The sequence below is a fragment of the Mycobacterium sp. SMC-4 genome (assembly GCF_025263265.1).
Classification (GTDB): Bacteria; Actinomycetota; Actinomycetes; order Mycobacteriales; family Mycobacteriaceae; genus Mycobacterium.
In genome coordinates this window covers 83665-106482 of the sequence record NZ_CP079870.1, presented here as the reverse complement: position 1 = coordinate 106482, position 22818 = coordinate 83665, and the positions used below count along the sequence as shown (strand labels likewise).

Below are 22818 nucleotides of genomic sequence, written 5' to 3'. Positions count from 1 at the left end.
TCCTTCGATGAGGTAGCTCGTTTGGCGGAGATTTTCCGTTTCCCTGCAAGGTTTTTCAGTTCAGAGCCGCAGTCTCGGGTATCGGCGGGTGAATTGCTTTTCCGGGCGCCGAAGTCGATGACGGTCGGTGAGCAGGACTTCTTGGCGACGTTCGCCTCGCTGGCCGGCGATTTTCTGGGCGACCTGGATGAGCAGTCGAAACTGCCGCCGGTGAAGATCCCCTCGGTGAGCGATGAGGGTCCGCGCCGGCCCAGTGTTGTCCAGGCCGCGGGGCGGCTGCGTGAGGCGATGGGCCTGGAACCCGATGAGCCGCTGGACGATTTGATGTATGAAGCTGAGCGGCTCGGCGCCCCGGTAATCGTGCGGCGCCGGGCTCCCGGGGAATGGGAGAGTGAGTTCGCGGCTACGGCAGGGCGGGCGCGTGACGAGAAGCACCTGGGCTATTCGAGTTGGGTGGGACGACACCGGGACCGCCCGCTGTTGGTGTTGCGTGAAACGGAGTCGTGGGAACGGACCCGATTCACCGTGGCCCACGAGTTGGGGCATTTGGTACTGCACAGTCGCGCGTACTGTTCGGTCAACTCCAGCGAAGAGCTTGAAGCCAACCGGTTTGCCACCGAGTTGTTGGCGCCGGTCGCGGCGATCGCGCCGGAACTGCCGCGGGTGATGTCGCTGTTGAACCTCAAACCGCTCAAGGACAAGTGGGGATTGTCGCTGGGTTCGCTGATCATGCACATGCGGGACTCTGGCTTGATTGATGCCAGTCGCGCGAAAATGCTGACCACACAACTACATTCGCGGATCAACCCTGAGACGGGTCACACCTGGGGCATGACGGAGCCGGGGTGGAACGAACGCGATCCCGAACGGCCCCGGCTGCTGCGCAAGTGGGTGGAACGCTGCTACGGCGGCGCGTCTGTGCCGATGCTGGCCGCTCGCGAGTCGCTAATCTTCCCACCGGATCTGCTCGATTGGTTTCTGGCGACTCAACGCCCTTCCCCTGGGACTGATCGGCACCCGGTGGCCGCAAGCGTCGGCTCCAGCGGCGCGGGCAGTTCTGCGCCTGAGCTCAGGCCGCAGGTGGTCCGGCTCGACGACTTCCGCCGGGGTAAGACCCCGTGAACACCACGGGAGGCTGCTGAGGGTGGCGCGGGTGCAGCGGTTGCGCTTCCCGGACCGGCCAGACACCTACACGGTGGTCGGCGGCGACCAGCTGCCTGTTGGTCCTGCTCGGGAGTATCTGCGGTTCCTCGCCGACCGGGGCGCATCCCCGAATACCGTGCGGGCCTACGCCTACGGGTTGTCGGCGTGGTGGACGGTGCTCGAACACACCAACACCGCCTGGGATGACTTTCCTACGAGCCTGTTCGGGCAGTTCCTGTCGTATCTGCGCACCGGGGATCTCCCGGGCACTGCCCGCATCGGCGACCCCGAGCCAGGGATGGCCGAGTCGTCGCTGCAGCCGCGGGGCGCTGCGGTGTTGTCGATGTACCGCTATTTCGCCGACGCCCACGATTTGGACCGCCCTTATCGTCGCTTGTTTTCCTCCCATGCCCGGACCTCCCGGCGCCGCTACGCTCCCACTCTGACCGGCATCGGGCCTCAACGTGAGTGTGACGTGCCGCTGCACCGCCGTCGCGCACCCAATCGCACCGAGACACCGGTGCTGTTGCCGGTTCAGGTCAACGCCATCCTGGACGGCTGCAGTGTGCAGTCAGCATCCGGTGAGTGGACGGGCAGCGCGGCGGGTTTGCGCGATCGTTTATTCTTCGCTGTGCTGGCCGAGACCGGGATGCGGATGGGCGAGGCATTATCGCTGCGCCACAACGATTTCCATATCAGCGGCGGCGGCACCCCGTCGATTCTGGTTGCCGGCCGTGATGACCATCCGCACGGTGTCCGCGCCAAGTCCGGTGCGCGGCGCATTTACATCGGTGATGACCTGGTCGCTCTCTACAGTGAGTACGTGTGGCAGCTGGTTGGGTGGGGTGCCGATGTCGCGGTCGCCGACCTGGCGGCGCACTTCGTGTTCGTGAACCTGGCCCGCGGCCAGCGGTATGCACCACTGCGCCCGGAGACCATCTACGACAAGGTCGACACCATCACCGCCTCCCGCGCTGATGTGTTGCCGCAGGACTGGACTCCGCACTGGTTGCGTCACACCCATGCCTCCGCCTTGCTGTTATCCGGCGTGCGTGAGCACGTGGTGATGCGCCGCCTCGGCCACGCCGACGTGCAGACCACCCTGTCGATCTATGGCTGGGTGACCGCCGACGCCGAGATGCGTTCGGTCGCTGAGTGGAAGAACTACGTCGCCGGCTGGAAGGTGAGCCATGACACGACCCCATGACAGTCGCACCGTGGCTGCGGACTCAGCGACGGCCACGGCGTGGACTCGGCAATGGCAGCAGGTGCCTGAACAGTGGCGCACCTTGCGCTACCGCATCGACACCGCGCCCGCCGACATGGTTTTTCTGCGCAACCAGCGCTACCTGAACAGCCCACAGGGACATGACTTCACCCCGACCGACGTGCCGCAACGTTTCTGCCAGGAGATGGCGTGGTGGGTGTGGCTGTGCGGCCAGGAAGGCATCCGCAAAATCGAACCGTCGCTTCTGAAGTGGACAGGCCGCGCCCTCACCGACACGGCCGCCGAATACCAGCAGCATCATCGCTGCGCCCCGGTGAGCATCGCCCACCTGGCAGCCGAGGACATCGTGCGCCACGCCGTGCTGCGGTTCGAGCGCCGCAACACTCGCCTGCCCTCACCGGGGGCAAGACGCCAAGTCACCAGCTTCATCGAGCACCTGCATCTTCATGTGTCTGTGCGCTGCACCGACACACCGTGGTGGGCCCACGACATCTGGGACCTGCGGGCCGACCCCCGAATCCCGCAACGCGAACACGAACCCAGCCACGACAAAGTCGTCAAACTTTCGGCGATCCAACCGCAATGGCTACGCGAGGGTGTGCGGTTCTGGCTGCGCACCTCGCTGACCGGTGAACTGCTGCGATGGTCGTCGGTAGCCGAGCGTGCCCGCGACATGGCCAGGCACTTTGGTCCGTTCCTGGCCGACCGCAACATCACCGACCCGCTGCTCACCGACAACCGCGCCACGCTGCGGCTGCTGTTCACCGAGTTCTCCGATTACCTGAAATCCCCAGCCGCAGCGGTCAAACCAGAGAGGCTGCTGTCAGCGTCCGCGGTGGACACGACTCAGTCGCAAACCCAGGTGTTCTACGCATTCATGGTCGATCACGCTGAGGAGGCGGCCGCTGCGACAGGCGATCCACGGTGGGCGCAGATCACCGACACCTACACCCGGCTGTGGGGTGCGGCGTTTCGGACCCGCCGCGCCAACCGGTACCGGGAACTGACCTGGTTCTCCACCTCGGAACTGCAGCAGATGCTGTGCTACCTCGACGTACTGGCCGCCGATCGCGGCATGCCGGTGGCCATCACCCATCCCGATGCCACCATCTCAGTCGTCGCCGGCCTCGGCGACCCGCAGGCCGCGCGGGTGTGGCTGCTGCAAGCGCTGACCGGGCGGCGGGCCTCGGAGATCCTGATGCTCGACTTCGACCCACTGTCATCGATCCCGGGCCAGGAACGCCCCACCGACTCCGACGATCCCGACGCGTTCGTCGCCAAACTGCGCTACCAGCAGACCAAAGTCGACGGAGTGTTGCCCACCATCCTGGTCGAGCAGGCCGTGGTCAACGTGATCAGTGAGCAGCAAGCCTGGATCCGCCGACGCTACCCCGATCTGAGCCCGAAGTACCTGTTCCTCGGACTGCGCCACCAGCATCAGGGGCAGCGGCCCCGCACCTACCAGTCCTACGGCGTGACACTGAACAGACTCGACAACATCCACGGCCTGACCGATTCGGCCGGGCACCCACTACGGTTCAGCCAAACCCACCGGCTGCGCCACACCCGCGCCACCGAACTACTCAACGACGGCGTGCCGATCCACGTCGTGCAGCGCTACCTCGGGCACGCCTCCCCGGAAATGACACTGCGCTACGCTGCGACACTGGCTGCCACAGCGGAATCAGAGTTCCTGCGGCACAAAAAGATCGGCGCACACGGCACCGACATCGCGATCAGCCCCTCCGATATCTACGACATGACCCAACTCGCAGCGCGCACCGACCGGATCCTACCCAACGGTGTGTGCCTGCTGCCGCCGCTGAAGACCTGCGACAAGGGCAACGCATGTCTGTCATGTGGGCATTTCGCCACCGACACCACCCATCTCAACGAACTCGTCGATCAACGCGCCAAAACCCTGACCCTGATCGATGTGCGCCGCGAACAGTATCGACGACGGAGCGGCCGCGAACTGACCGACGACAACGTGTGGATCCACGAACGACGCCGAGAGATCGCTTCCCTGGACGCCATCATCGAACGCCTCCGCGCCGAGACCGGCGCCGCCGAACACGGCACCAGTGTCGCCGGGGCCGGAACCACCAACCGACTACCCCTGTTGCAGATCAAGACGCGCGGCAGCCACGAATCGGTCCTGCGCAAAGCCGACCCCGGCACCCCCGGATGAGACAACGCCCCCCGCCACCGTCGGACAATGCCCGCCAGGCCCTGGCCAAATACCGCGAGACCGTTTCCGAGGACAAGCGCCGCGACATCGAACAGGCCATCAAACACCTACGCAAAATCAACGCCCCCATCAATATCTCGACCGTCGCCGCCCGCGCCGGCGTGCAACGCAAGACCGTCTACAAACACGACGACCTCGTTGCCGTCATCGACGCCTACCGCCACCACCCCTCAACCCCCGACAACGCCTCCACGACACGCGAGACCAGCATCTTGGCCGCACTGCGCGCCCAACTGGCGGCCAAAGATACCGAAATCCGCACGCTGAGAACCAAGCTCGCCGAACAGGAATCGACGATCGCTCTGCTCTACGGACAACTCGACTCCTACACCACCTGACGACGACAACGAAGGCCCGGACGTCCGAACGTTGCGCCCATCATCGAATCAGGTTGGATGTGTTGATCAATGTTGTATAGTGTTATGTATGCCTGATGAAGATTTTCTAAAGGTCGCTGACGCGGCCGCCTACCTGGGCGTTTCTGCGCAGACCCTTCGGCGTTGGGATCGCGACGGCACACTCAGTGCGGTACGGCGGCCCGGCAGCAATTACCGCTACTACCGCCAAGCCGACCTGGAACCCTTTCGGCTGCAGTACCGACGCGCTGAGGAAGCCGCCGCTCGCGGCGGCGACAGCAGTGTGTTCGCCACCGCGAACGCTGACATCGAAGTCAACGTCGCGCTTCGGGAACCGCAGCGGGACGCTCACCGACAGGTGCGGGAGCATTTCGCCGGCGACAGCAGTCCAGCGATCGTTCAAATCCCTGTCGGCTGCGGCAAGACGGGCATCATGGCCACGCTGCCCTTTGGTATCGCCCGGGGGCGGGTCCTGGTCATCACGCCGAACCTCACCATCCGAAAAGGCGTCGCCGACGCTGTCGACATCACCAGCCCGCAGTGCTTCTGGGCCAAGTGCCGGGTGCTGTCCGACTTCACCGCCGGACCCTGGATGGCCGTGCTAGATGGGCCGAACGCCAACCTCCACGACGCGATCGAAAGCGACTTCGTTGTCTGCAACATCCAGCAGCTGGCCAGCCAGGCCGACCGCTGGCTTCCCCAGTTCCCTGAAGATTTCTTCGACATGATCCTCGTCGACGAAGGCCACCACGCCGCCGCAGAGAGCTGGCAGAAGGTGTTCCGGCGGTTTCCCAACGCGAAGGTCGTCAGCCTGACCGCGACACCGTTTCGCTCCGATCAACAGCAACTTCACGGCGAGGTCGTTTACCGCTATCCGTTCACTCGGGCGATGGTCAACGGCTACATCAAGCAGATCCACTCCCGCAACGTCGCACCTGCCGAGATCTACTTCACCTACGCCGACGACAACCGTCGCCACACCCTTGAAGAGGTCCTTGAGTTGCGCGAAGAGGCGTGGTTTCGCCGCGGCGTCGCTCTGAGCCCTGAATGCAACCGACACATCGTCGAGGCCAGCATCCAGCAATGTGACCGCATGAGGGCGCAATCGGGGATCCAGCACCAAATCATCGCCGCCGCATGCTCCGTCGATCACGCCCGGCAGGTCGCCAGCCTTTACAACGAGTGCAACTACCGAGCCGCCGCGATCCACTCGGACATGGACCCCGACGACCAGGACGCCGTCATCGAGCGGCTGCGGCAAGGCCACCTCGACTGCATCGTGCAGGTCCAGATGCTCGGTGAGGGCTTCGACCATCCGCGCCTCAGCGTCGCGGCAATCTTCAGACCCTTTCGCAGTCTCGCCCCCTACATCCAGTTCGTCGGGCGAGTCATGCGCGTGGTCCAGGAGGGCGCCCCTGAACACCCTGATAACCAGGGCCACATCGTCTCGCATGTCGGGCTGAACAATGACGCTCGCTGGTCTGAATTCCGAGAACTAGATCTCGATGACCAAGCACTCGTTCGCGCATGGGTAGACGGACAAACAGACGGAGATGGAGGTGGGCCACGTGCCCGCCGATTCGACGGCGGAATGCTCGTCGACAGCGAGATCCTCACCCACTTCGTCGAACAGACCTACCTTGACCCCACCGATGATCGCGTACTGGACGAGATGCTCGACAAAGACATCGCGTCTGGACTGAAGTTGGGGGACCTCGTCAGCCGAGACCAGCTTCGCGAACGCCTACTTACACAGCAGGCCGCCGCAGAAGCTCCAGTCCCACAAGCAATCCCGGTCTCTCCGCAACGCGCTCGCCAATCAGCCAAGACCCGTGTCAACGAGCGGACCAAGTCAGTAGCCAATCGCATCCTGGCCGACCTCGACCTGCCGCCCCGCGGTTACCAACTGATGGCAGCAACGCCAGGCAGACGACAGTACAACTCCGTCATCGCAATCCGTCGGCTTGCTTCTGCGATCAACGAGCAAGTCGGCATGCCCAACGGCACTCGCGGTGAATGGTCACGCGAGCAACTGACGGCGATCTTTGACCGCCTCGACGAAATCGCCGATTCCGTCCGGGACTCACTGAGAACCGATCTCGCCCAACACAACTGAGCACAGCGCCTTCCCAGACAGGAGTTAACTTGCCGACCAAAGCGGTACTGCGACACGTCCGTGTCGAAACCCCCCGAACCAACCACCAACGCAAGTGTGCCGCACACAAGAGCGGCAAGAACGCCCACTACATCCTCGCCGGCGACACTCACCTCGTCATCGTCGAAGACGACAAGGAGATCAGGTACTGCCCAGCCGCTGCAACCGAGATCCTCGACCGCATCCAAGCCGACCTGGACCATCTCCGAAAACAATTTGGCGTCCTTGAGCAACCGGCGTCAGAAACTTGAACATCCGAATCGCCGCGTCTCCTGAGGCCGTGTCTCATCCGGCAGATCGGGTCATCTCCAAGTAGCGAGCGAACAGGACATCGAGGCGCTGCGCGGCGGTTGTGAGCTTTCGCGGGGCGCCGAATGCGATGTCCACCTCGCGGTCCAGGGCGTCATGCGCTTTCGTCAGCGCCGGATCCATCGAGAGCGGCTTGTATTGGTCTGCGAGCGAACGATTCGGGTGCAGGTCGCGCGCAGCGAGGATCTTCTGGCCCGCTGTGATGATCCGCTTCCGGGTCGCATCGGACATCTCAGGCAGTGGAAAGTTGTTCCACACGATGGTGTTGGCGAAGGAGGGGTCGGACTTGATTCGTCCCCCGACCGCGAACTGCCACGTCAAGAACATCGACGAGGAGAACATCGCAAAGAGGTAGCCGTCCGGGTCCGCCGCGGTGAACAACTTGATCGACGCAATAGTGTCTTCATCCAGCCGAGAGACCGTCGCGTATCGCCTGTCCCTCGTGAACGACTGGGGTATCCCGAGGTATCCACCCTTGGGCTGGCGGTTCTCACCGAACAGGTGTGGCCACGCCGCGGCGCGCAGTGTGGCCGGGCGTCGGGATGCGGCCCGCAGCGCGCGCACCTCCTCTACACGTCGCTTCAGCTCGGGACTCTTTGTCAGATCCTGGGGTTCCAGGTCGACCATCCAGAGGCACCACCGGCCGATGTCGTTGATCAGCTCCTCACCGCCGATGTACAGCCGCAGGTACTTCGCCACGACCGGATCAGCGGACAGTGATTCGTACTCGTCGCGCTCCTCGATCGTGTACCGCCCCCAGTCCACCGCCTTCGACCCCGAGAGAACCGGGGGCAGGGCAGGCGACAACACCTGCATCCGTTTCGTCACCAGCACGTTGGGGCCGTCAACAAGGTATGGATTGATCCCGACCTCGATGGGCACCTCGTGCGCCGGATCATTCACCTTCGTGTAGTCCCACATCCTCTGCCGGACCCCGCGGTCCCGAGTGAACCCGATCACGACGCAGTGCACAGCCGCCCGACCCGAAGCCTCGGACGTCCACTCGAACGTGCGGTGCGCGAACTTGATCCGCCAGCCGGTGTCAACAACAAGTCCGTAGAACGCGGCGACCGGCTGCCCCTGCGCGATGCTGTTGGTCGCGACGTACGCGAACTCGCCGCGCTTGTCCTGCAGGAAGTCGATGGACTTCGCGTGCCACCCGGTGACGTAATCGAGGTACCCGTCGTAGCGGTCGCCCCAGGTAAGCCTCATATCCTCTACCTGATCGGGACTCTTCTCCTTCTGTCCGGCGAATGGGGGGTTGCCGAACACGTAGACGAGCTCCGCGGCGGGGATCTCCTCGCTCCAGTCCATCCGTAGCGCGTTCCCATGGTGGATGTGCGCGGTGATCTTGATCGGTAGCCGCTTCGGTGCATCTCCGACCGCATCGGCCAGCGCGCGGTTGGCTTGGTGATCGACAAGGAACATCGCCGTCTCGGCGATCTTTGCGGGCCACCAGTTGATTTCGAACCCGTGGAACTGGTCGATCGTCAGCTTCTGGTCCAGCGAGATGTCGAACGATGCAGTGGACTGCTTCTGCTTCTTACGCAGCGCGACAATGACCGCCGTCTCGATGGCTCGCAGCTCGCGGTAGGCGACCACCAAAAAGTTGCCGCATCCACATGCTGGATCAAGAAAAGCCATCTGCGCCAGGCGCGCCTGAAACTTGCGCAGGTCAGACTCGGAGGTGGACTTGTTCCTGATTAGGCGCTGGGCTTCGTCTCGAAGCTGGTCGAGGAACAGGGGCTCGACCACCTTGAGGATGTTCTCCTCGGTGGTGTAATGCTCCCCGCCGGCCCGGCGGGCCTCCTTGGACTTGACGAGCTGAAACATCGCTCCGAAGACGGCCGGTGAAATGCGGTTCCATCGGAATCGGCAGGCGGCTATCAGGGCGTCGCGGAACGCCGCGTCGAAGAACTCCGGTGCGAGCGTGTCTGCGAACAGTGAGCCGTTGACGTGAGGGAACCGCGCAATCAGTCCGTCCAGCGCGCCCCGGCGGCGATCGTCGGCGGTGTTGAGTACGTGGAACAGCGCCGCCATCTGCGACCCGAGGTTGTCCGGTCGTGTCTCCTCCAAGACCCACCGGTAGAACAGGTCTGCCTCCCACAGTCCGGCATCGTCACCGAACAGGAGGAACAGCAGCCGGGTCATCCACATGGAGGTGCGCTGGACCGCCGCGTCCTCGTCCTCCGGGTTGCGGGCGGCCTCTTCGCCCACGCCGGAGTCGGCGTCGGCCCCGAGCATCGCGGTGTACATGCCGGCCATGAGCTTCGACGCCTGAATGGATGCGACCACCTCCTCCCGCTTGGTGACCTCCTCCTGTCCGGCCAGGAACTTCAACAGGTCAAGATGGTCGACGACGTCGTCGATCGTGAAACGCCAGGTCTGGGTCTCGTCGCCAAGCCGCGTGAGCCGGAAGTTCTCGAAGTCGGAGACCAGAACGAACCGCGGCCATTCGTGCTGCCCGATGGAGCCGCCCGCGAGATAGTCATGGACCTGCTCGAACGCGGCGTCCAGATCCCCGCCGAGACTCTTCGCCTCCCCAATCACGACGCTGGACCAGAACAGATCGATGAAGCCGAGGTTCCCGGTGGTGGCGCGGCGGGCGTCACGCTCGAACAGGCTGATTCGCTCGGGGATGACGCCGAAGCACTTCAGGAAGTCGGACCAGAACTGTGCGGCGAACGACTTCTCCGTGTGGCCCGCACTAGTCTTCCTCCACTCATCGATCTGCCCGCGCCAGTGACGGGAGAAGTCTCTGAGCTTGCGCTCAGTGTCGGATCGATCGAAGACGGTGTGCTGTGCGCTGGTCACCCGGCTCACAGTAGATGGCAGCGGATCACGCGGTCTCGGGAAACTGGAATGGGCGACGGGTGGTCGCGTCAACCACACCTCAATCAACCACTAATCGGGAACACCCTCTGCCAAACCTGTTTCCGATCAGGCCAAATCGGATCGGCTTGCCTTTGCGGGATCAACAGCACACAACTGAATCTGACCCCAGATAACCTGCGCACAGACCGCGCCGTCACGCCCCGCCGACCGCCCACGCCCGCCGGTGTGACACGACGGACGTCGTACACCGCGAAACCCGACTCGGTGAAGACCCGCCGAAATTCGTCTTCAACAGCGGTCAAGCCCGCCTCCTGGACCATCTGCGCCACACTGCTACCCGCTATCAACGTCTGACGTTCGTTGAGCCGCCGCGCTGTCGCTTCGATGAGCATCGCCCGCGCCCCGGCCGCCGGCTCCTGACGGTACCGCCCAACCATTGCGGCCCGCCCACGGGCACTCGTCAGGGCAAAAACACAGTACGAACAGCACGACTTCTCCCACGCCACACCGAGATTGGCGGATACGTAGTCATGGCAGGCTTGTCGGTCAAATCCTGCCTCTATCAACGGATACCAACCGGTGCGCTGTGTGGTGTTGTACCTACGGTCCTTCTCGGCTCGACCCTGCTCACCGGACTCGAACCCAATGACATGCCGATACGGTTGCCCCGCTGTGAGTTTCGCAATCACCGGGTCCAAGGCCCACCCTTTGGCATGCATACTGCACTTCCGAGCTCCCCCGAGCTGTGGCAGCGTGCCAGCAGAAAGCATCTCATCGGACAGCCGGTATGCGCCCTCTGCATACAGTTTCTGCGGATCCGTCGAGTCATCCAGCACGACAACACCTTCACCGCCCGCCGTTGTCACCCGCTGGTCCCGGGCGCACTGGACGTAGCGGACGCCAAACTCTCGAAACAGCGGCAGCATCAGGGACTCCACCGCGACCGCAGTAGAGCTGAACTCGTCTCCCACCATCGCCGTGACCACCACCATGTCCTCCACGGCGAAGTCACGGGTCGAGGGTTCCCGCAGCCACCGCAACAGCAGGCACGTTGAATCCAGGCCGAGGCCGTAGGACACGACCACCGACGGTGGGCGCGAAGCGTGCAGGCCGGTTAGTTCCAATTCTGGTGTGGCACAGACAATCATTCGTAGATCAGCTCTCCGCTAGGGTGGTCTATAGCCTACCATTGCTGATAGGCTATAGACCACCGTTACTTACGGCCGTGAGCCCAATCTCCGACACGAGAGGTGATGCCCCGCATGAACTCCAGCGCTTCTGACGACTCCCCGATCGCCTACTGCCTCAACGAGGACCACTGCGACGTACCTATCGCTTACACGCTCACGCCAGCGGGCATGGGGGCGGCGACCCATGCAGCTGCTTGGCTCACTTCGGGAAGGTAGGCCGGGCTCAGGATCGCCTCGATACCCGCCCATCCCAGGCTGGACTGCCTCGTAGAACCTGCACTCCCACGTTTTCTGTTGACGCAACCCATCGAAACGAAAGAAACTACAATGCCTCTCATGAGCCAGCTCCAGCGCCGACCGGTGACCTACACCCCAGAGGAGGCATCATCTCTGGCCATCGCCGCCGCCGGCCTCGCCGGGTTCCCCGACAGCGACTCTGTTCGCGACCTCCTGGCCCGTATGGACCGTGGTGAACTCAACGAAGATCAAGCTGCCGCTGAGGTGGTCGCCCGCTTCACACAGCCGGGATTCAGTGACAGGTGACGTCCTACGACACGTGGGATAGCTACTTCTGGCCTGATGCGCCAGGTGTACTCAAGAACAAATTCGGCATCAAGAACTACCCCGACCTAGCGGTTGCAGAAGCGCATGCCGTCGCGCCCCGCATGCGCGGCATCATCCTCGATGACCCCTCCGCGCTTCCCGAGACCGTCGACCTCGATTACTACCGCCGCGTGCATTACCGCATCTTCCAGGACGTGTACGCGTGGGCCGGCGGTGTTATCTGTAACTAAGACCAAGAACTGAGCTGCCCAACTGTTCAGGACGAGCGCTACATGTGTACGCAGTGGAAGGACGAGTCGGATCGGGCTGCACATGTGTAGGACGTGGGTGGGTTTGTCATGCCCTTGACCCCGCACTCATCAGTCCAGTCGTTGGGTCTCATGCCGACCTCGCATGGCGGTATCACCGCCGGAATTGCCCATGGGTCGGCCAATCACGCCACGTTGACGGCGAGATAATAATTTGCCGTGGGCGGCGACTCCTGTGCTGGAAACGCAGATGGCAGTCGTATAGCCTCAGCGAGGCGCAGGAGTTGCCGATAGCTGGGAAGCGTCTCGATGTAGCCCGCGCTCAGCCCCGGGAGATACTGGTGCCGCTGCGGCAAGGCTGAACGGGGGATTGGGGTGCGTGGGGATCTTCGGAGCTTTCGGGTGTTTGGTCGGCTTGTTGGTGAATGGTGGCGAGAACCGGTCGACTACTCCGCGTACGTGCAGTATTTCGCCAAGCGGTCTATGGCCGGCGCTATTCGGGTGATGATCGGCGCCGGCATCGGCCTGATTTCGATCATCACCGTGGCCGCGTTGTTGCCTGCGGCCGAGCCCGCGTTGACGACACCGAAAGTTGTCGTCATCGTTTTCGCAGTCGTGAACTCCTTCTGGGCGGTGATGTGGTGTGTTCGCCCGTGGCCGACGCGTCGGCAGTCACGAGCGTTCATCGTCACCTCAGATGTCGGTATCGCTGCTGTGGCTCTGACCGGATCGAGTTGGCTCATGGGCCTTTTCGCCCTGAACTGCTTTGCGTTGATATCGGTCTATCTGATGTTCTTCGACGGGCCTAAAGCGCTGACGCTGCACACCATCTTCATCCTCGCGACAACGGTGGCGTTTATCGCGCTGGCAAGCGCGGACCACGCCCTCGGCGGAGCTGTCGCCGGCAGGATCCTCGGGGCCGTGGTCCCGGTGATTGCGACACCGCTGGGGATACAGTTCGGTATCCGCACGCTACGCAATGACGCCAACGAGTCCGCAATCGATCCGTTGACTGGTTTGTTGAATCGTCGCGGCCTTCACTTGCACTTCGGTGATCTGCTTGCCTCCGGTGCAGCGGCGAGCGGGGACGCGGTGGTGGTGATTGTTGTCGACCTTGACCGGTTCAAGGAGGTCAACGACACCTACGGCCACACTGTCGGTGACCGTGTGTTGGTGCGATGCGCCCGGTTGATCACGGCGGCCGCCGGAGGGCGGGCCTTGATCGCTCGCGTGGGCGGCGAGGAGTTCGCCGTCGTCGATATCGCCGTTCCTGGCTGTGGCGCACAGAACGCTGAGGCGATCAGGCGTGCGATCGCGGCGGGAGGCTCGCCGGACGTCACTGCCAGCGTGGGGGTCACTAGCGCCGAGCACACCCAGTTCATCGTTGCCAACGAGCGCCCGCAGCTGGTGCTCGACACGCTTATTGCGCGCGCTGACCACGCGATGTTCCACGCGAAACGCAACGGGGGCAACGCAACCCATCAGGTTGAGTGAATCTCTTTGTCCGTGGGCTACTTAGGTTCAATTCGCGTGATTGAATCGCCACCACCACGGGTGATGCGGTGGGCGGTGGGTGTGGTGTTGAACCAGCGTTTGCAGGATCGGGTGAGCACGCTTTGTTCGGAGTAGCCGAGTTGGTTGCATATTTGGTGCAGGCTCAGCTCGGTATCGAGCAGGAGCCGGTGGGCGGTGTCGCGGCGGGATTGGTCGACGAGTCGAGCGAAGGTGGTGCCTTCGGCGGCCAGTCGGCGTTGCAGCGTTTTGGGGTGCAGTCCGAATTGGCGGGCGGCCACCTCGGCGGTGAGGTTCCCGGTAGGGAGCAGTTGGCGGATGACGCTGCACACGGTGCCCGAAAGGCCGCGGGCGGGGTTGTCAAGGGTGGTGGATAGGTAGTTCAGGGCGAGTTGGTGGGCGAGCGGGTCGTGGCTTAGTGGTTGTTGCAGGTCGGCCGCGCGCATCGTGAATCCTGTGGTCGGTTCGTTGAACTGGGGTGGGCAGCCGAAGTAGCGGCGGTAATCGGATCTGGTGCCCAGCGGTGGATGGGGTAGGTGCACTGCCACGGGCCGGTAGGTGGTGCCCAGGAATAGGTGCAGGACTCGCAGGGTGACACCGAGGGCCAGTTCGACTGCCTGGGCGTGTGGGGGTGTCGGGTTGAGTGTGAAGTCGAATTCGAACCGGCTCAGTTCGGGATCGGGATGGGCGCTGATACGGGTGTGGATCCCGGGACTGTAGGCGCTCATGTAGGTGTCGAGGATCGTGAAGGCGTCAGCGACGGTGGCAGCGGTGCGGGCGGCGACGCCAACCGGGCCGAGGATGTCGATGTTCTGTCGTATTGCGAGTTGGCGGCCGAAGTCGGCCATGTTGAGGATGGTGGCGGCGTCTTCGACCGCGGCGATGGCGTTGCGCAGCGGGATGAATCGATCGCGATGTCCGAGGTCGTCGGGGTCGAGGTTGGCCAGTGCCAGCACGGCATCAGGGTCGCCACCATAGGCGGTGACCAGCGAGGTGAAGCCGGTCAGCGACGACCCCCGGATCAAATGCATGTCCACTACAGTCAATAAGTTGTCCATAAATGTCAAGACAAGGAGGGTGGTGGGCAGCAAAGATGGTCGCGGCCCGGTTCGGCACCAATGGTGCCATGGGCGGCCGGTCCGTGGTGATCGACGCGCCAGCGGTGTGTGACGTTCGGAGGCAAGGGGATGTGGTTGAGGATTCACGGTTCGCGGCGGCGTTGGTCGAATATCGTTGCGGTGGTGGCGTTGTCGGCAGCGATAGCGGCGTGCACTGGTGGCGAGGGATCGTCTGAGTCGGCCGAGGATACGGGTGAGGTGAGTGTGCAGCAGATTCGTGAGATCGCTAAGCAGGCCTACATTTATGGGTATCCGATGGTCGACAACTACCGGGTGCAGTACGCGTATTTCGTCGACGAGCACAGCCCACAGTTTGTGGGGCCGTGGAATCGTCTGCATTCCGATGCCCGGGTGTACACCCCGGCCGATACCACCATTCAGACCCCCAACTCCGACACCCCGTATTCCACGCTCGGTGCGGACCTGCGGGCTGAGCCGCTGGTGCTGACTCTGCCGCCAATCGAGAAGGACCGCTATTACTCGATCCAGTTCATCGACGCCTACACCTACAACTTCGCCTATGTGGGCAGCCGCACCACAGGCAACGGGGGCGGCACTTTCTTGCTGGCCGGTCCCGGCTGGAGCGGTGAAAAGCCCGCGGGCATCGATGAGGTGATCCGGTCGGATTCCGAATTCGCGTTCGCGTTGTATCGCACCCAGTTGTTCGGGCCCGATGACATCGACAATGTGAAGATGGTCCAGGCCGGCTACACGATGGAACCGTTGTCGGCATTTCTGGGCCAACAGGCTCCGCAGGCGGCACCGACGGTTGAGTTCCCGGTCCCGCTGAGCGCCGAGCAGCAACGCACGTCCTCGAAGTTCTTCGAGACGCTGGATTTCATCCTGCGTTATGTGCCGGTGCTGGATTCCGAGAAGGAACTGCGCACCAAGTTCGCGTCCATCGGGATCGGCGCAGACAGTGATCTGACCATCGATAGCCTTAGCCCGGAGAAACGCGACGCGTTCGAGGGCGCGATCACCGACGCGTGGAAGGAATTCGACGGGTTGCAGGCCAAGATCGACGCCGGCAAGGTCAGCTCCAATGACCTGTTCGGCACGCGTCAGATGCTCGGCGACAACTATCTGTACCGGATGGCCGGCGCGGTCAACGGAATCTACGGCAACACCGCGGCCGAATCGATCTACCCGATGTTCCCCAACGACGCCGACGGGCAGCCACTCGATGGCGCCAACACCTACATCTACCGGTTCGCACCGGGCCAGTTGCCACCGGTGCGCGCGTTCTGGTCGCTGACGATGTATCGGATGCCCGAGAGCTTGCTGGTGGCCAACCCGATCAATCGCTACCTGATCAACTCGCCGATGCTGGCCAGTCTCAAGCAGGACCCGGACGGGGGTTACACCATCTACGTGCAGCACGAGTCGCCCGGTGCGGACAGGGAGTCCAATTGGCTACCCGCGCCGGAGGGCTCGTTTCGCCTCGTCGAACGCCTCTACTGGCCCGAGCAGGCCGCGCTCGACGGCACCTGGCATGCACCCAAACCCCAGAAGACCTGACGACGACCAGGCAGTATGTGGCGTCAATGTAAGGCGAACCAACACAGGGACCGACATCGATGTCGACTCCTCATGCTTTTGCTTTTCGCGGTGATTGATTGGAGGTCACACGACCATGCCCGGGATTGCTGAGCTGGCAATGGGTGCCGCGCCGATCGCCGGCGGTGTGTTGCTGGGTGCGGTGGCCGGAAACGTGAAAGGCCCCGACATCCGTGCGGGAATCCTCGCCGATTTCGATCTGCTGGACCGAATTCCCGCTGAGCAGGCCGACCGGCGCGCGGCGATGTCGCAGATGATCGGCCAGCGCATCGACACGCTGGTCGAGGCCGGTGAACGCAGCCGTCAACTGCGCAACGCCGCGGCGTCCTATCAGGGCAACTGGCGCGACATTGTCGTGTTCGTCTGCGCGGTGCTGTTCACCATCGTGTGGTGGCACGTCAACCATCACCGCAGCAACTGGCTACCGGTGATTGTCATGTTGATCGTGCTGTCGGTGATCACCGGGATCTATGCCGTACGAGGTGTCGGCCGCGTCCTGACTCAACTGTCGCGCCGCACCGGCAGTACGTCACGGCACCTGGCACCGTAGCGAACTCAGCAAACGGCCTGACCTTATGGACGGCAGAATGGATTACCCCGCCAAGCAGACACCGTGGACAGGTGCGCGCGACGGTACTGGTGACAGCCACCACCCGAAACAAAACAACGAAGGAGTCGCGGAGTATGAGCGAACAAGACGTGGTGAACAGAACGCATCTACCGATTCCGAGTAAGACCCGTACCGGGTTGATCACCTACGACGCGAAGGACCCGGACTGCGCGTTTCCGCCGATCGAGCCGCTGCGGCCACCGGCGGGCGCACCGAATGTGCTGTTGATCCTGCTCGACGATGTGGGTTTCGGCGCGTCGAGCGCGTTCGGCGGGCCATGTCAGACACCGGTCGCCGAACGGCTGGCCGCCGGCGGGCTGAAATACAATCGCTTCCACACCACCGCACTATGCTCGCCGACCCGCCAGGCGCTGCTGACCGGACGCAATCACCATTCCGCCGGTATGGGCGGGATTACTGAGATCGCCACCGGCGCACCGGGGTACAGTTCGGTACTGCCGAATACTATGTCGCCGATCGCGCGGACGCTGAAGCTCAACGGATACAACACCGCCCAGTTCGGCAAGTGCCACGAGGTGCCGGTGTGGCAGACCAGCCCGGTCGGGCCGTTCGACGCGTGGCCGTCGGCAGGCGGAGGTTTCGAGTACTTCTACGGGTTCATCGGCGGCGAGGCGAACCAGTGGTACCCCAGCCTGTATGAAGGCACCACACCGGTGGAGGTCGACCGCACCCCCGAAGAGGGCTACCACTTCATGGAAGACATGACCGACAAGGCGATCGCCTGGATCGGCCAGCAGAAGGCGCTGGCCCCCGACACACCCTTCTTCACCTATTTCGCACCCGGGGCCACCCATGCCCCGCACCACGTGCCCCAAGAGTGGGCCGACAAGTACAAGGGCCGCTTCGATGACGGCTGGGACAAGCTGCGTGAGCAGACTTTCGACCGGCAAAAGGAACTCGGCGTGATTCCGCCGGACTGCGAGCTCACCGCACGGCATCCCGAGATCCCCGCGTGGGAGGACATGCCCGAGGACCTCAAACCGGTCCTGCGCCGCCAGATGGAGGTCTACGCAGGATTTTTGGAGTACACCGACCACCACGTGGGCCGGTTGGTCGACAGCCTCGAGCGCCTCGGCGTGCTGGACGACACCCTGGTGTTCTACATCGTCGGCGACAACGGCGCCTCCGCGGAGGGCACGCTCAACGGCACCTACAACGAGATGCTGAATTTCAACGGCATGGCCGCGATCGAGACCCCGGAGTTCCTCACCAGCAAGATCAACGATCTCGGGGGCCCGGACTCCTACAACCACTACGCAGTCGGCTGGGCACACGCGATGGACACCCCCTATCAATGGACCAAGCAGGTGGCCTCACACTGGGGCGGGACCCGCAACGGCACCATCGTGCACTGGCCCAAGGGCATCACCGCGAAGGCCGAAGTCCGTAGCCAGTTCCATCACGTCATCGATGTCGCGCCGACGATCCTGGAGGCCGCTGGCATACCGGAGCCGGTGTTCGTCAACGGCATCCAGCAACACCCCATCGAGGGCACCAGCATGCTGTACTCGTTCAACGACGGGCAAGCACCCGACCGGCACGAAACTCAGTACTTCGAGATGTTCGGAAACCGCGGCATCTACCACAAGGGCTGGACCGCGGTCACCAAGCACAAGACGCCCTGGCTGCTGATGGGCGAACAGACGGTCGCCTTCGACGATGACGTGTGGGAACTATATGACACCAGCCAGGATTGGAGTCAGGCCAAGAATCTGGCCGAGGAGTTGCCCGAGAAGCTTCACGAACTGCAGCGGTTGTGGTTGATCGAAGCCACCCGCTACAACGTGCTGCCCCTCGACGACGACACCGCGCGGCGGCTGAATTCCGACCTGGCCGGGCGCCCCCAACTCATCACGGGCAACACCCAAGTGCTATTTGCGGGCATGGGCCGGTTGTCGGAGAACTGCGTCCTCAACGTCAAGAACAAATCGCACTCGGTGACCGCCGAGATTGTGGTGCCCGACGTCGGCGCCGAAGGGGTGATCGTGGCTCAGGGCGCCAGCATCGGCGGCTGGAGCCTGTACGCCGCGGGCGGCAAGCTCAAGTACTGCTACAACCTCGGCGGGATCACCCACTTCTACGCCGAATCCACCGAGGCGCTGCCCGCGGGTGAGCATCAGGTGCGCATGGAGTTCGCTTACGCCGGTGGCGGTCTGGGCAAGGGAGGCGACGTCACGCTCTACATCGACGGCGAGAAAGCCGGCGAAGGGCGCGTCGAGGCCACCCTGGCCAACGTGTTCTCCGCCGACGACGGCTGCGACGTCGGGGTGGACACCGGCTCCCCCGTCTCACCCGACTACCCACCGGGCCGCAACGCCTTCAATGGTCGTGTCAAAGGCGTGCAGCTGGCCATCGCCGACGCCGCAGAGGCCGACAATCATCTCGTCTCACCAGCAGATGCGATCCGGATCGCGCTGGCCCGCCAATGACCCCGACCCGAACCGACGAAAGGAAATCACCGATGAGGCTGACACTGAACCGACTCAGGGGCGCCGGAGCGCTCGCGCTTACCGCCGGTGCGCTTCTCGGTGGTGCGGTGGCAGCTGCGGACCCGGCGTCGGATCCGGCCCGCCCACCCCATTGTTCTGCCGCCGATATGGCCGGCATCGCGTCCGGGGTCGCGGCGGCCACCTCGGCCTACCTGTTCACCCACCCCGAGCTGAACGAATTCTTCACCGACCTGCACGGCCAGCCCCACGAGGAGGTGCCCGAATCCACCAGGGCCTACTTCGACGCCCATCCGCAGGAGCACGCAGAGCTGCAGGGTATCCGCCAGCCGCTCGTCGATTTCCGCAACCGCTGCGGATACGGCACCCCGAACGCGTTCGAAGGGCAACAATCGTGAACAGATCCCGTCGGTCGATCCGGGCCCGCGCCATGACGGTGGCGCTCGCGTTCTTGACGTTGCCCGGCGTCATCGTGTTGGCCGCGCCGGCCGGTACTGCCCTTGCCGACGTCTGCGCCAGCGCCGGGCGCCGGATCTCAGTGGGGGGATGTGTCAACATCGCCGACGCGGTCGCACCCTACGTCCCGCCACCGGCCTACTACGCCCCGCTGCCCGAAGACCCGCCACCACCGCCGCCGCCACCGCCTGGCTCGAATGTCAGCGGCTGCATCGGCTACAACGGACGATGGGTCTCCGCCGGGGGCTGCAACTGACCTCGAAGATGGCCACGGCAAATCCCACTCCCACGGACCAGCATGGGAAACCGGACCGCGAGGCCGTAGTCCCCACGACAGCATCGGCCCGGCTCAGGTCGAATCCCCCGGGGTCGTGCAAGCCGTAGGCAAAGGGCGATACAGGTTTGAGTGAGGCGACCTTTCCTGGTGACCGCGCTCGCTGAAATTCCCCACTGACGCTCATCGAAATTCCCCACCCGTGTGGCTCCGCCGAGAAGGGCGGGCCTCCCTCGATGCTGCTGGTGTCTGACGCCAGTAGCTCGGTCGAAGGAGGCCCGCTTTCTCATGCTCACATGGGAGGACGACATGGAAGTACACGCCCTACGAAAACGTGGTTGGTCGATCTCTGCGATCGCCCGCCACACCGGTTTCGACCGCAAAACGGTTCGCAAGTATTTGGCCGGTGACGCTGAGCCCGGGGTGCGGGCGCGGCCGGGCCCGGATCCGTTTGACCCGTTCGTCGACTACGTGTCGGCGCGATTGGTCGAGGACCCGCATCTGTGGGCCCGCACCCTCTACGACGAACTCGAGGTCCTGGGCTTCGGGCTGTCGTATCAGAGCCTGACTCGCAACATCCGCACCCGTGGTTTGCGCCCGGACTGCCAGGCCTGCCGCACCGCCACTGACCGGCCCAACGCGATCATCCCGCATGCGCCTGGTGAGGAAACTCAGTGGGACTGGCTGGAATTGCCCGATCCACCGGCATCATGGGGTTGGGGCAAGAAAGCCTTCCTGTTGGTCGGGTCGCTCGCGCATTCCGGGAAGTGGCGGGCGGTGCTGTCACCGTCGATGGATCAACCGCACCTGGTCGCCGCCATCGACCGCATCGTGCGTGGCCTGGGCGGGCTGACCCGGGTCTGGCGGTTCGACCGGATGGCCACGGTCTGCGATCCGGGCTCGGGGCGGGTCACCGCCAGCTTCGCCGGGGTCGCCAAGCACTACGGGGTCTCGGTGGCGATCTGTCCGCCGCGGCGCGGGAATCGCAAAGGTGTCGTGGAGAAGGTCAATCACACTGCTGCGCAACGCTGGTGGCGCACTCTCGCCGACGACATGACCGTCGAGGCGGCCCAGGTCAGTGTGGACCGCTTCGCCCGGTTGCGTGGTGACACCCGGATCCGGGCCACCGCTGACGGGCGGTCCTCGGTGGCCGTGGTAGCCAAGACCGAGCCGCTGAGCCCGGTGCCGGCGGTGCCGTATCCGGTGATCGTGTCCGAGACCCGGATTGCCTCGCGGCAGGCGTTGGTGTCCTTCCGCGGCAACCGGTACTCGGTGCCACCAGAGCTGGCCTCCGCCCAGGTGCGGGTCAGTCATCCGATTGGTGGTGAGCACCTCGACGTCGCGACCACGGGCGGAATCGTGGTGGCGCGGCACCGCATCGCCACTGACGGGTTGGGGGTGATGGTCCGCGACAGCGGCCACATCATCGCTCTCGATACCGCCGCGATGGCCACCGCAGCGACTGGGCGACCACATCGCCGCAAGGAACGCATCCCACCCGGACCGGACGCCAAAACAGCTGCCGCGCAACTCCTTCAACTCCGCCAAGCAGATTCCGGTGTTGCCGAATCCGACGCGCCACCAAATGATTTCACTGTCATCGACTTGTCCGTCTACGAGCGGGCCGCCCAGAAAAGGACCCTGCAATGACCCCTACCGCACGCACCCCGAAAACCACCACCGGCACCACCGACAAGCAGACACCGACCGGGACGGCGAGCCGCTATCAGCAGCTGCGTTCCCATCTCGCCGAGCTCAAACTCACCGCCGCCGCCGAGGCGCTGCCGTCGGTATTGGATCAGGCCACCGCCGAGGGCCTGTCACTCACGGTGGCCCTGGAACGGCTGCTGGCCGTCGAGGTCGATGCCTCCACCGCCCGCCGTCTGGCGGGGCGCCTGCGGTTCGCGTGCCTGCCCACCCCTGCCACACTGGCTGATTTCGATGTCGATGCCGCCGCCGGTATCGACCGCGCCCTGATCGACGAGCTGGGCGCCTGCCGTTACCTCGAATCAGCGACCAACGTTCTGCTGATCGGTCCGCCAGGGACAGGAAAGACGCACCTCTCAGTCGGATTGGCAAGGGCCGCAGCCCATGCCGGGTATCGCACCTACTTCACCACCGCCGCCGATCTGGCCGCACGATGTCACCGCGCCGCGATCGAAGGACGCTGGGCCACCACCATGCGGTTCTACGCCGGACCGACGCTGCTGGTGATTGATGAACTGGGCTATCTGCCACTGCCCGCTGAGGCTGCTTCGGCGTTGTTTCAGGTTGTGTCCCAACGCTATCTGAAGACCAGCATCGTGATCACCACCAACCGCGGCGTCGGCGCCTGGGGCGACATCCTGGGAGACACCACCGTGGCCGCCGCCATGCTCGACCGACTCCTGCACCGGTCGGTGGTCATCAACCTCGACGGCGAGTCCTACCGGTTACGCGACCACCACGCCGCCGCCGACACCCTCCGCCGAGCCACCACCGGCACCCGCGAACCACTACACAGACCGGTGCTCACAGGTGAGGAATTTCAACGAGCACACCTGA

The 22818-nt window shown here is 63.9% G+C and carries 18 protein-coding genes and 1 pseudogene; 16 read left to right on the top strand and 3 right to left on the bottom strand.

The window, feature by feature from the left end:
- The first annotated feature begins 117 nt into the window (after nucleotides 1–117).
- From KXD98_RS27155 to KXD98_RS27130, 6 genes are read left to right on the top strand one after another with little or no spacing between them, the layout of a single operon-like run.
- Nucleotides 118–1122: an ImmA/IrrE family metallo-endopeptidase gene (locus KXD98_RS27155; RefSeq protein WP_260765529.1), complete on the top strand. Its 1005-nt coding sequence runs from the start codon at nucleotides 118–120 to the stop codon at nucleotides 1120–1122.
- Nucleotides 1123–1144: 22 nt separating this feature from the next.
- Nucleotides 1145–2350, top strand: coding sequence for a site-specific integrase (locus KXD98_RS27150; protein ID WP_260765528.1), 1206 nt, complete (start codon nucleotides 1145–1147; stop codon nucleotides 2348–2350).
- On the top strand, nucleotides 2334–4562 hold the full coding sequence (locus tag KXD98_RS27145) for a tyrosine-type recombinase/integrase (RefSeq protein WP_260765527.1): 2229 nt from the start codon (nucleotides 2334–2336) through the stop codon (nucleotides 4560–4562). The genes KXD98_RS27150 and KXD98_RS27145 overlap by 17 nt, the downstream gene beginning before the upstream one ends.
- Nucleotides 4559–4960, top strand: coding sequence for a transposase (locus tag KXD98_RS27140; RefSeq protein WP_260765526.1), 402 nt, complete (start codon nucleotides 4559–4561; stop codon nucleotides 4958–4960). The genes KXD98_RS27145 and KXD98_RS27140 overlap by 4 nt, the downstream gene beginning before the upstream one ends.
- A 31-nt stretch (nucleotides 4961–4991) precedes the next feature.
- Nucleotides 4992–7094 (top strand): DEAD/DEAH box helicase, encoded by a 2103-nt coding sequence (locus tag KXD98_RS27135; protein ID WP_260765525.1) that lies wholly within the window; start codon nucleotides 4992–4994, stop codon nucleotides 7092–7094.
- Nucleotides 7095–7123: 29 nt separating this feature from the next.
- The gene (locus KXD98_RS27130) at nucleotides 7124–7384 is read left to right on the top strand and encodes a hypothetical protein (RefSeq protein ID WP_260765524.1); all 261 of its coding nucleotides are present in this window, start codon (nucleotides 7124–7126) and stop codon (nucleotides 7382–7384) included.
- Nucleotides 7385–7418: 34 nt separating this feature from the next.
- On the opposite strand, the gene KXD98_RS27125 is transcribed toward KXD98_RS27130, so the two are convergent.
- Nucleotides 7419–10265, bottom strand: coding sequence for a DNA methyltransferase (locus tag KXD98_RS27125; protein WP_396883396.1), 2847 nt, complete (start codon nucleotides 10263–10265; stop codon nucleotides 7419–7421).
- A 74-nt stretch (nucleotides 10266–10339) separates the two neighbouring features.
- Nucleotides 10340–11356 (bottom strand): hypothetical protein, encoded by a 1017-nt coding sequence (locus KXD98_RS27120; RefSeq protein WP_260765523.1) that lies wholly within the window; start codon nucleotides 11354–11356, stop codon nucleotides 10340–10342.
- 447 nt (nucleotides 11357–11803) lie between these two features.
- Between KXD98_RS27120 and KXD98_RS27115 the strand changes: the two genes are divergently transcribed.
- From KXD98_RS27115 to KXD98_RS27105, 3 genes are all read left to right on the top strand, one after another.
- On the top strand, nucleotides 11804–12010 hold the full coding sequence (locus KXD98_RS27115; protein WP_260758477.1) for a hypothetical protein: 207 nt from the start codon (nucleotides 11804–11806) through the stop codon (nucleotides 12008–12010).
- Nucleotides 12007–12261, top strand: coding sequence for a hypothetical protein (locus KXD98_RS27110; RefSeq protein WP_260765522.1), 255 nt, complete (start codon nucleotides 12007–12009; stop codon nucleotides 12259–12261). The genes KXD98_RS27115 and KXD98_RS27110 overlap by 4 nt, the downstream gene beginning before the upstream one ends.
- 501 nt (nucleotides 12262–12762) lie before the next feature.
- Entirely contained in the window at nucleotides 12763–13773 is a 1011-nt protein-coding gene (locus KXD98_RS27105) for a GGDEF domain-containing protein (RefSeq protein WP_260760787.1), read from the top strand.
- Nucleotides 13774–13790: 17 nt separating this feature from the next.
- Here the strand turns inward: KXD98_RS27105 and KXD98_RS27100 are convergent, their stop codons facing one another.
- Nucleotides 13791–14822, bottom strand: coding sequence for an AraC family transcriptional regulator (locus KXD98_RS27100; protein WP_260760788.1), 1032 nt, complete (start codon nucleotides 14820–14822; stop codon nucleotides 13791–13793).
- A 156-nt stretch (nucleotides 14823–14978) separates the two neighbouring features.
- Here KXD98_RS27100 and KXD98_RS27095 point away from each other — a divergent pair, with 156 nt between their 5' ends.
- The 7 genes and pseudogenes from KXD98_RS27095 to istB all read left to right on the top strand — a co-directional run.
- On the top strand, nucleotides 14979–16427 hold the full coding sequence (locus tag KXD98_RS27095; protein ID WP_137148702.1) for a DUF1254 domain-containing protein: 1449 nt from the start codon (nucleotides 14979–14981) through the stop codon (nucleotides 16425–16427).
- Nucleotides 16428–16542: 115 nt separating this feature from the next.
- Entirely contained in the window at nucleotides 16543–17016 is a 474-nt protein-coding gene (locus tag KXD98_RS27090) for a hypothetical protein (protein ID WP_260760789.1), read from the top strand.
- 134 nt (nucleotides 17017–17150) lie between these two features.
- Nucleotides 17151–19526 carry an arylsulfatase gene (locus tag KXD98_RS27085; RefSeq protein WP_137148700.1) on the top strand — a complete coding sequence of 792 codons (2376 nt, stop codon included), beginning with the start codon at nucleotides 17151–17153 and terminating at the stop codon, nucleotides 19524–19526.
- Nucleotides 19527–19558: 32 nt separating this feature from the next.
- Nucleotides 19559–19942, top strand: a complete 384-nt coding sequence (locus tag KXD98_RS27080) for a heme-binding protein (protein WP_137148699.1) — start codon at nucleotides 19559–19561, stop codon at nucleotides 19940–19942.
- A gap of 32 nt (nucleotides 19943–19974) precedes the next feature.
- Nucleotides 19975–20256 carry a hypothetical protein gene (locus KXD98_RS27075; RefSeq protein ID WP_074362286.1) on the top strand — a complete coding sequence of 94 codons (282 nt, stop codon included), beginning with the start codon at nucleotides 19975–19977 and terminating at the stop codon, nucleotides 20254–20256.
- A 306-nt stretch (nucleotides 20257–20562) separates the two neighbouring features.
- A complete protein-coding gene (locus KXD98_RS27070) occupies nucleotides 20563–21924 on the top strand; it encodes a Mu transposase domain-containing protein (RefSeq protein WP_260760790.1) in 1362 nt (453 codons plus the stop codon).
- Nucleotides 21921–22775: pseudogene (gene istB, locus KXD98_RS27065) on the top strand (IS21-like element helper ATPase IstB); the annotation flags it as partial. The gene KXD98_RS27070 and the pseudogene istB, both read left to right, overlap by 4 nt.
- Nucleotides 22776–22818: the final 43 nt, after the last annotated feature.

Excerpts from the sequence above, each read along its gene's own strand:
- KXD98_RS27155 (WP_260765529.1), top strand. The coding sequence starts at position 118 with ATGACGGTCGGTGAGCAGGACTTCTTGGCGACGTTCGCCTCGCTGGCC.
- KXD98_RS27145 (WP_260765527.1), top strand. The coding sequence starts at position 2,334 with ATGACACGACCCCATGACAGTCGCACCGTGGCTGCGGACTCAGCGACG.
- KXD98_RS27140 (WP_260765526.1), top strand. The coding sequence starts at position 4,559 with ATGAGACAACGCCCCCCGCCACCGTCGGACAATGCCCGCCAGGCCCTG.
- KXD98_RS27115 (WP_260758477.1), top strand. The coding sequence starts at position 11,804 with ATGAGCCAGCTCCAGCGCCGACCGGTGACCTACACCCCAGAGGAGGCA.
- KXD98_RS27105 (WP_260760787.1), top strand. The coding sequence starts at position 12,763 with ATGGCCGGCGCTATTCGGGTGATGATCGGCGCCGGCATCGGCCTGATT.
- KXD98_RS27100 (WP_260760788.1), bottom strand. The coding sequence starts at position 14,822 with ATGCATTTGATCCGGGGGTCGTCGCTGACCGGCTTCACCTCGCTGGTC.
- KXD98_RS27095 (WP_137148702.1), top strand. The coding sequence starts at position 14,979 with ATGTGGTTGAGGATTCACGGTTCGCGGCGGCGTTGGTCGAATATCGTT.
- KXD98_RS27090 (WP_260760789.1), top strand. The coding sequence starts at position 16,543 with ATGCCCGGGATTGCTGAGCTGGCAATGGGTGCCGCGCCGATCGCCGGC.
- KXD98_RS27085 (WP_137148700.1), top strand. The coding sequence starts at position 17,151 with ATGAGCGAACAAGACGTGGTGAACAGAACGCATCTACCGATTCCGAGT.
- KXD98_RS27080 (WP_137148699.1), top strand. The coding sequence starts at position 19,559 with ATGAGGCTGACACTGAACCGACTCAGGGGCGCCGGAGCGCTCGCGCTT.
- KXD98_RS27075 (WP_074362286.1), top strand. The coding sequence starts at position 19,975 with ATGACGGTGGCGCTCGCGTTCTTGACGTTGCCCGGCGTCATCGTGTTG.
- KXD98_RS27070 (WP_260760790.1), top strand. The coding sequence starts at position 20,563 with ATGCTCACATGGGAGGACGACATGGAAGTACACGCCCTACGAAAACGT.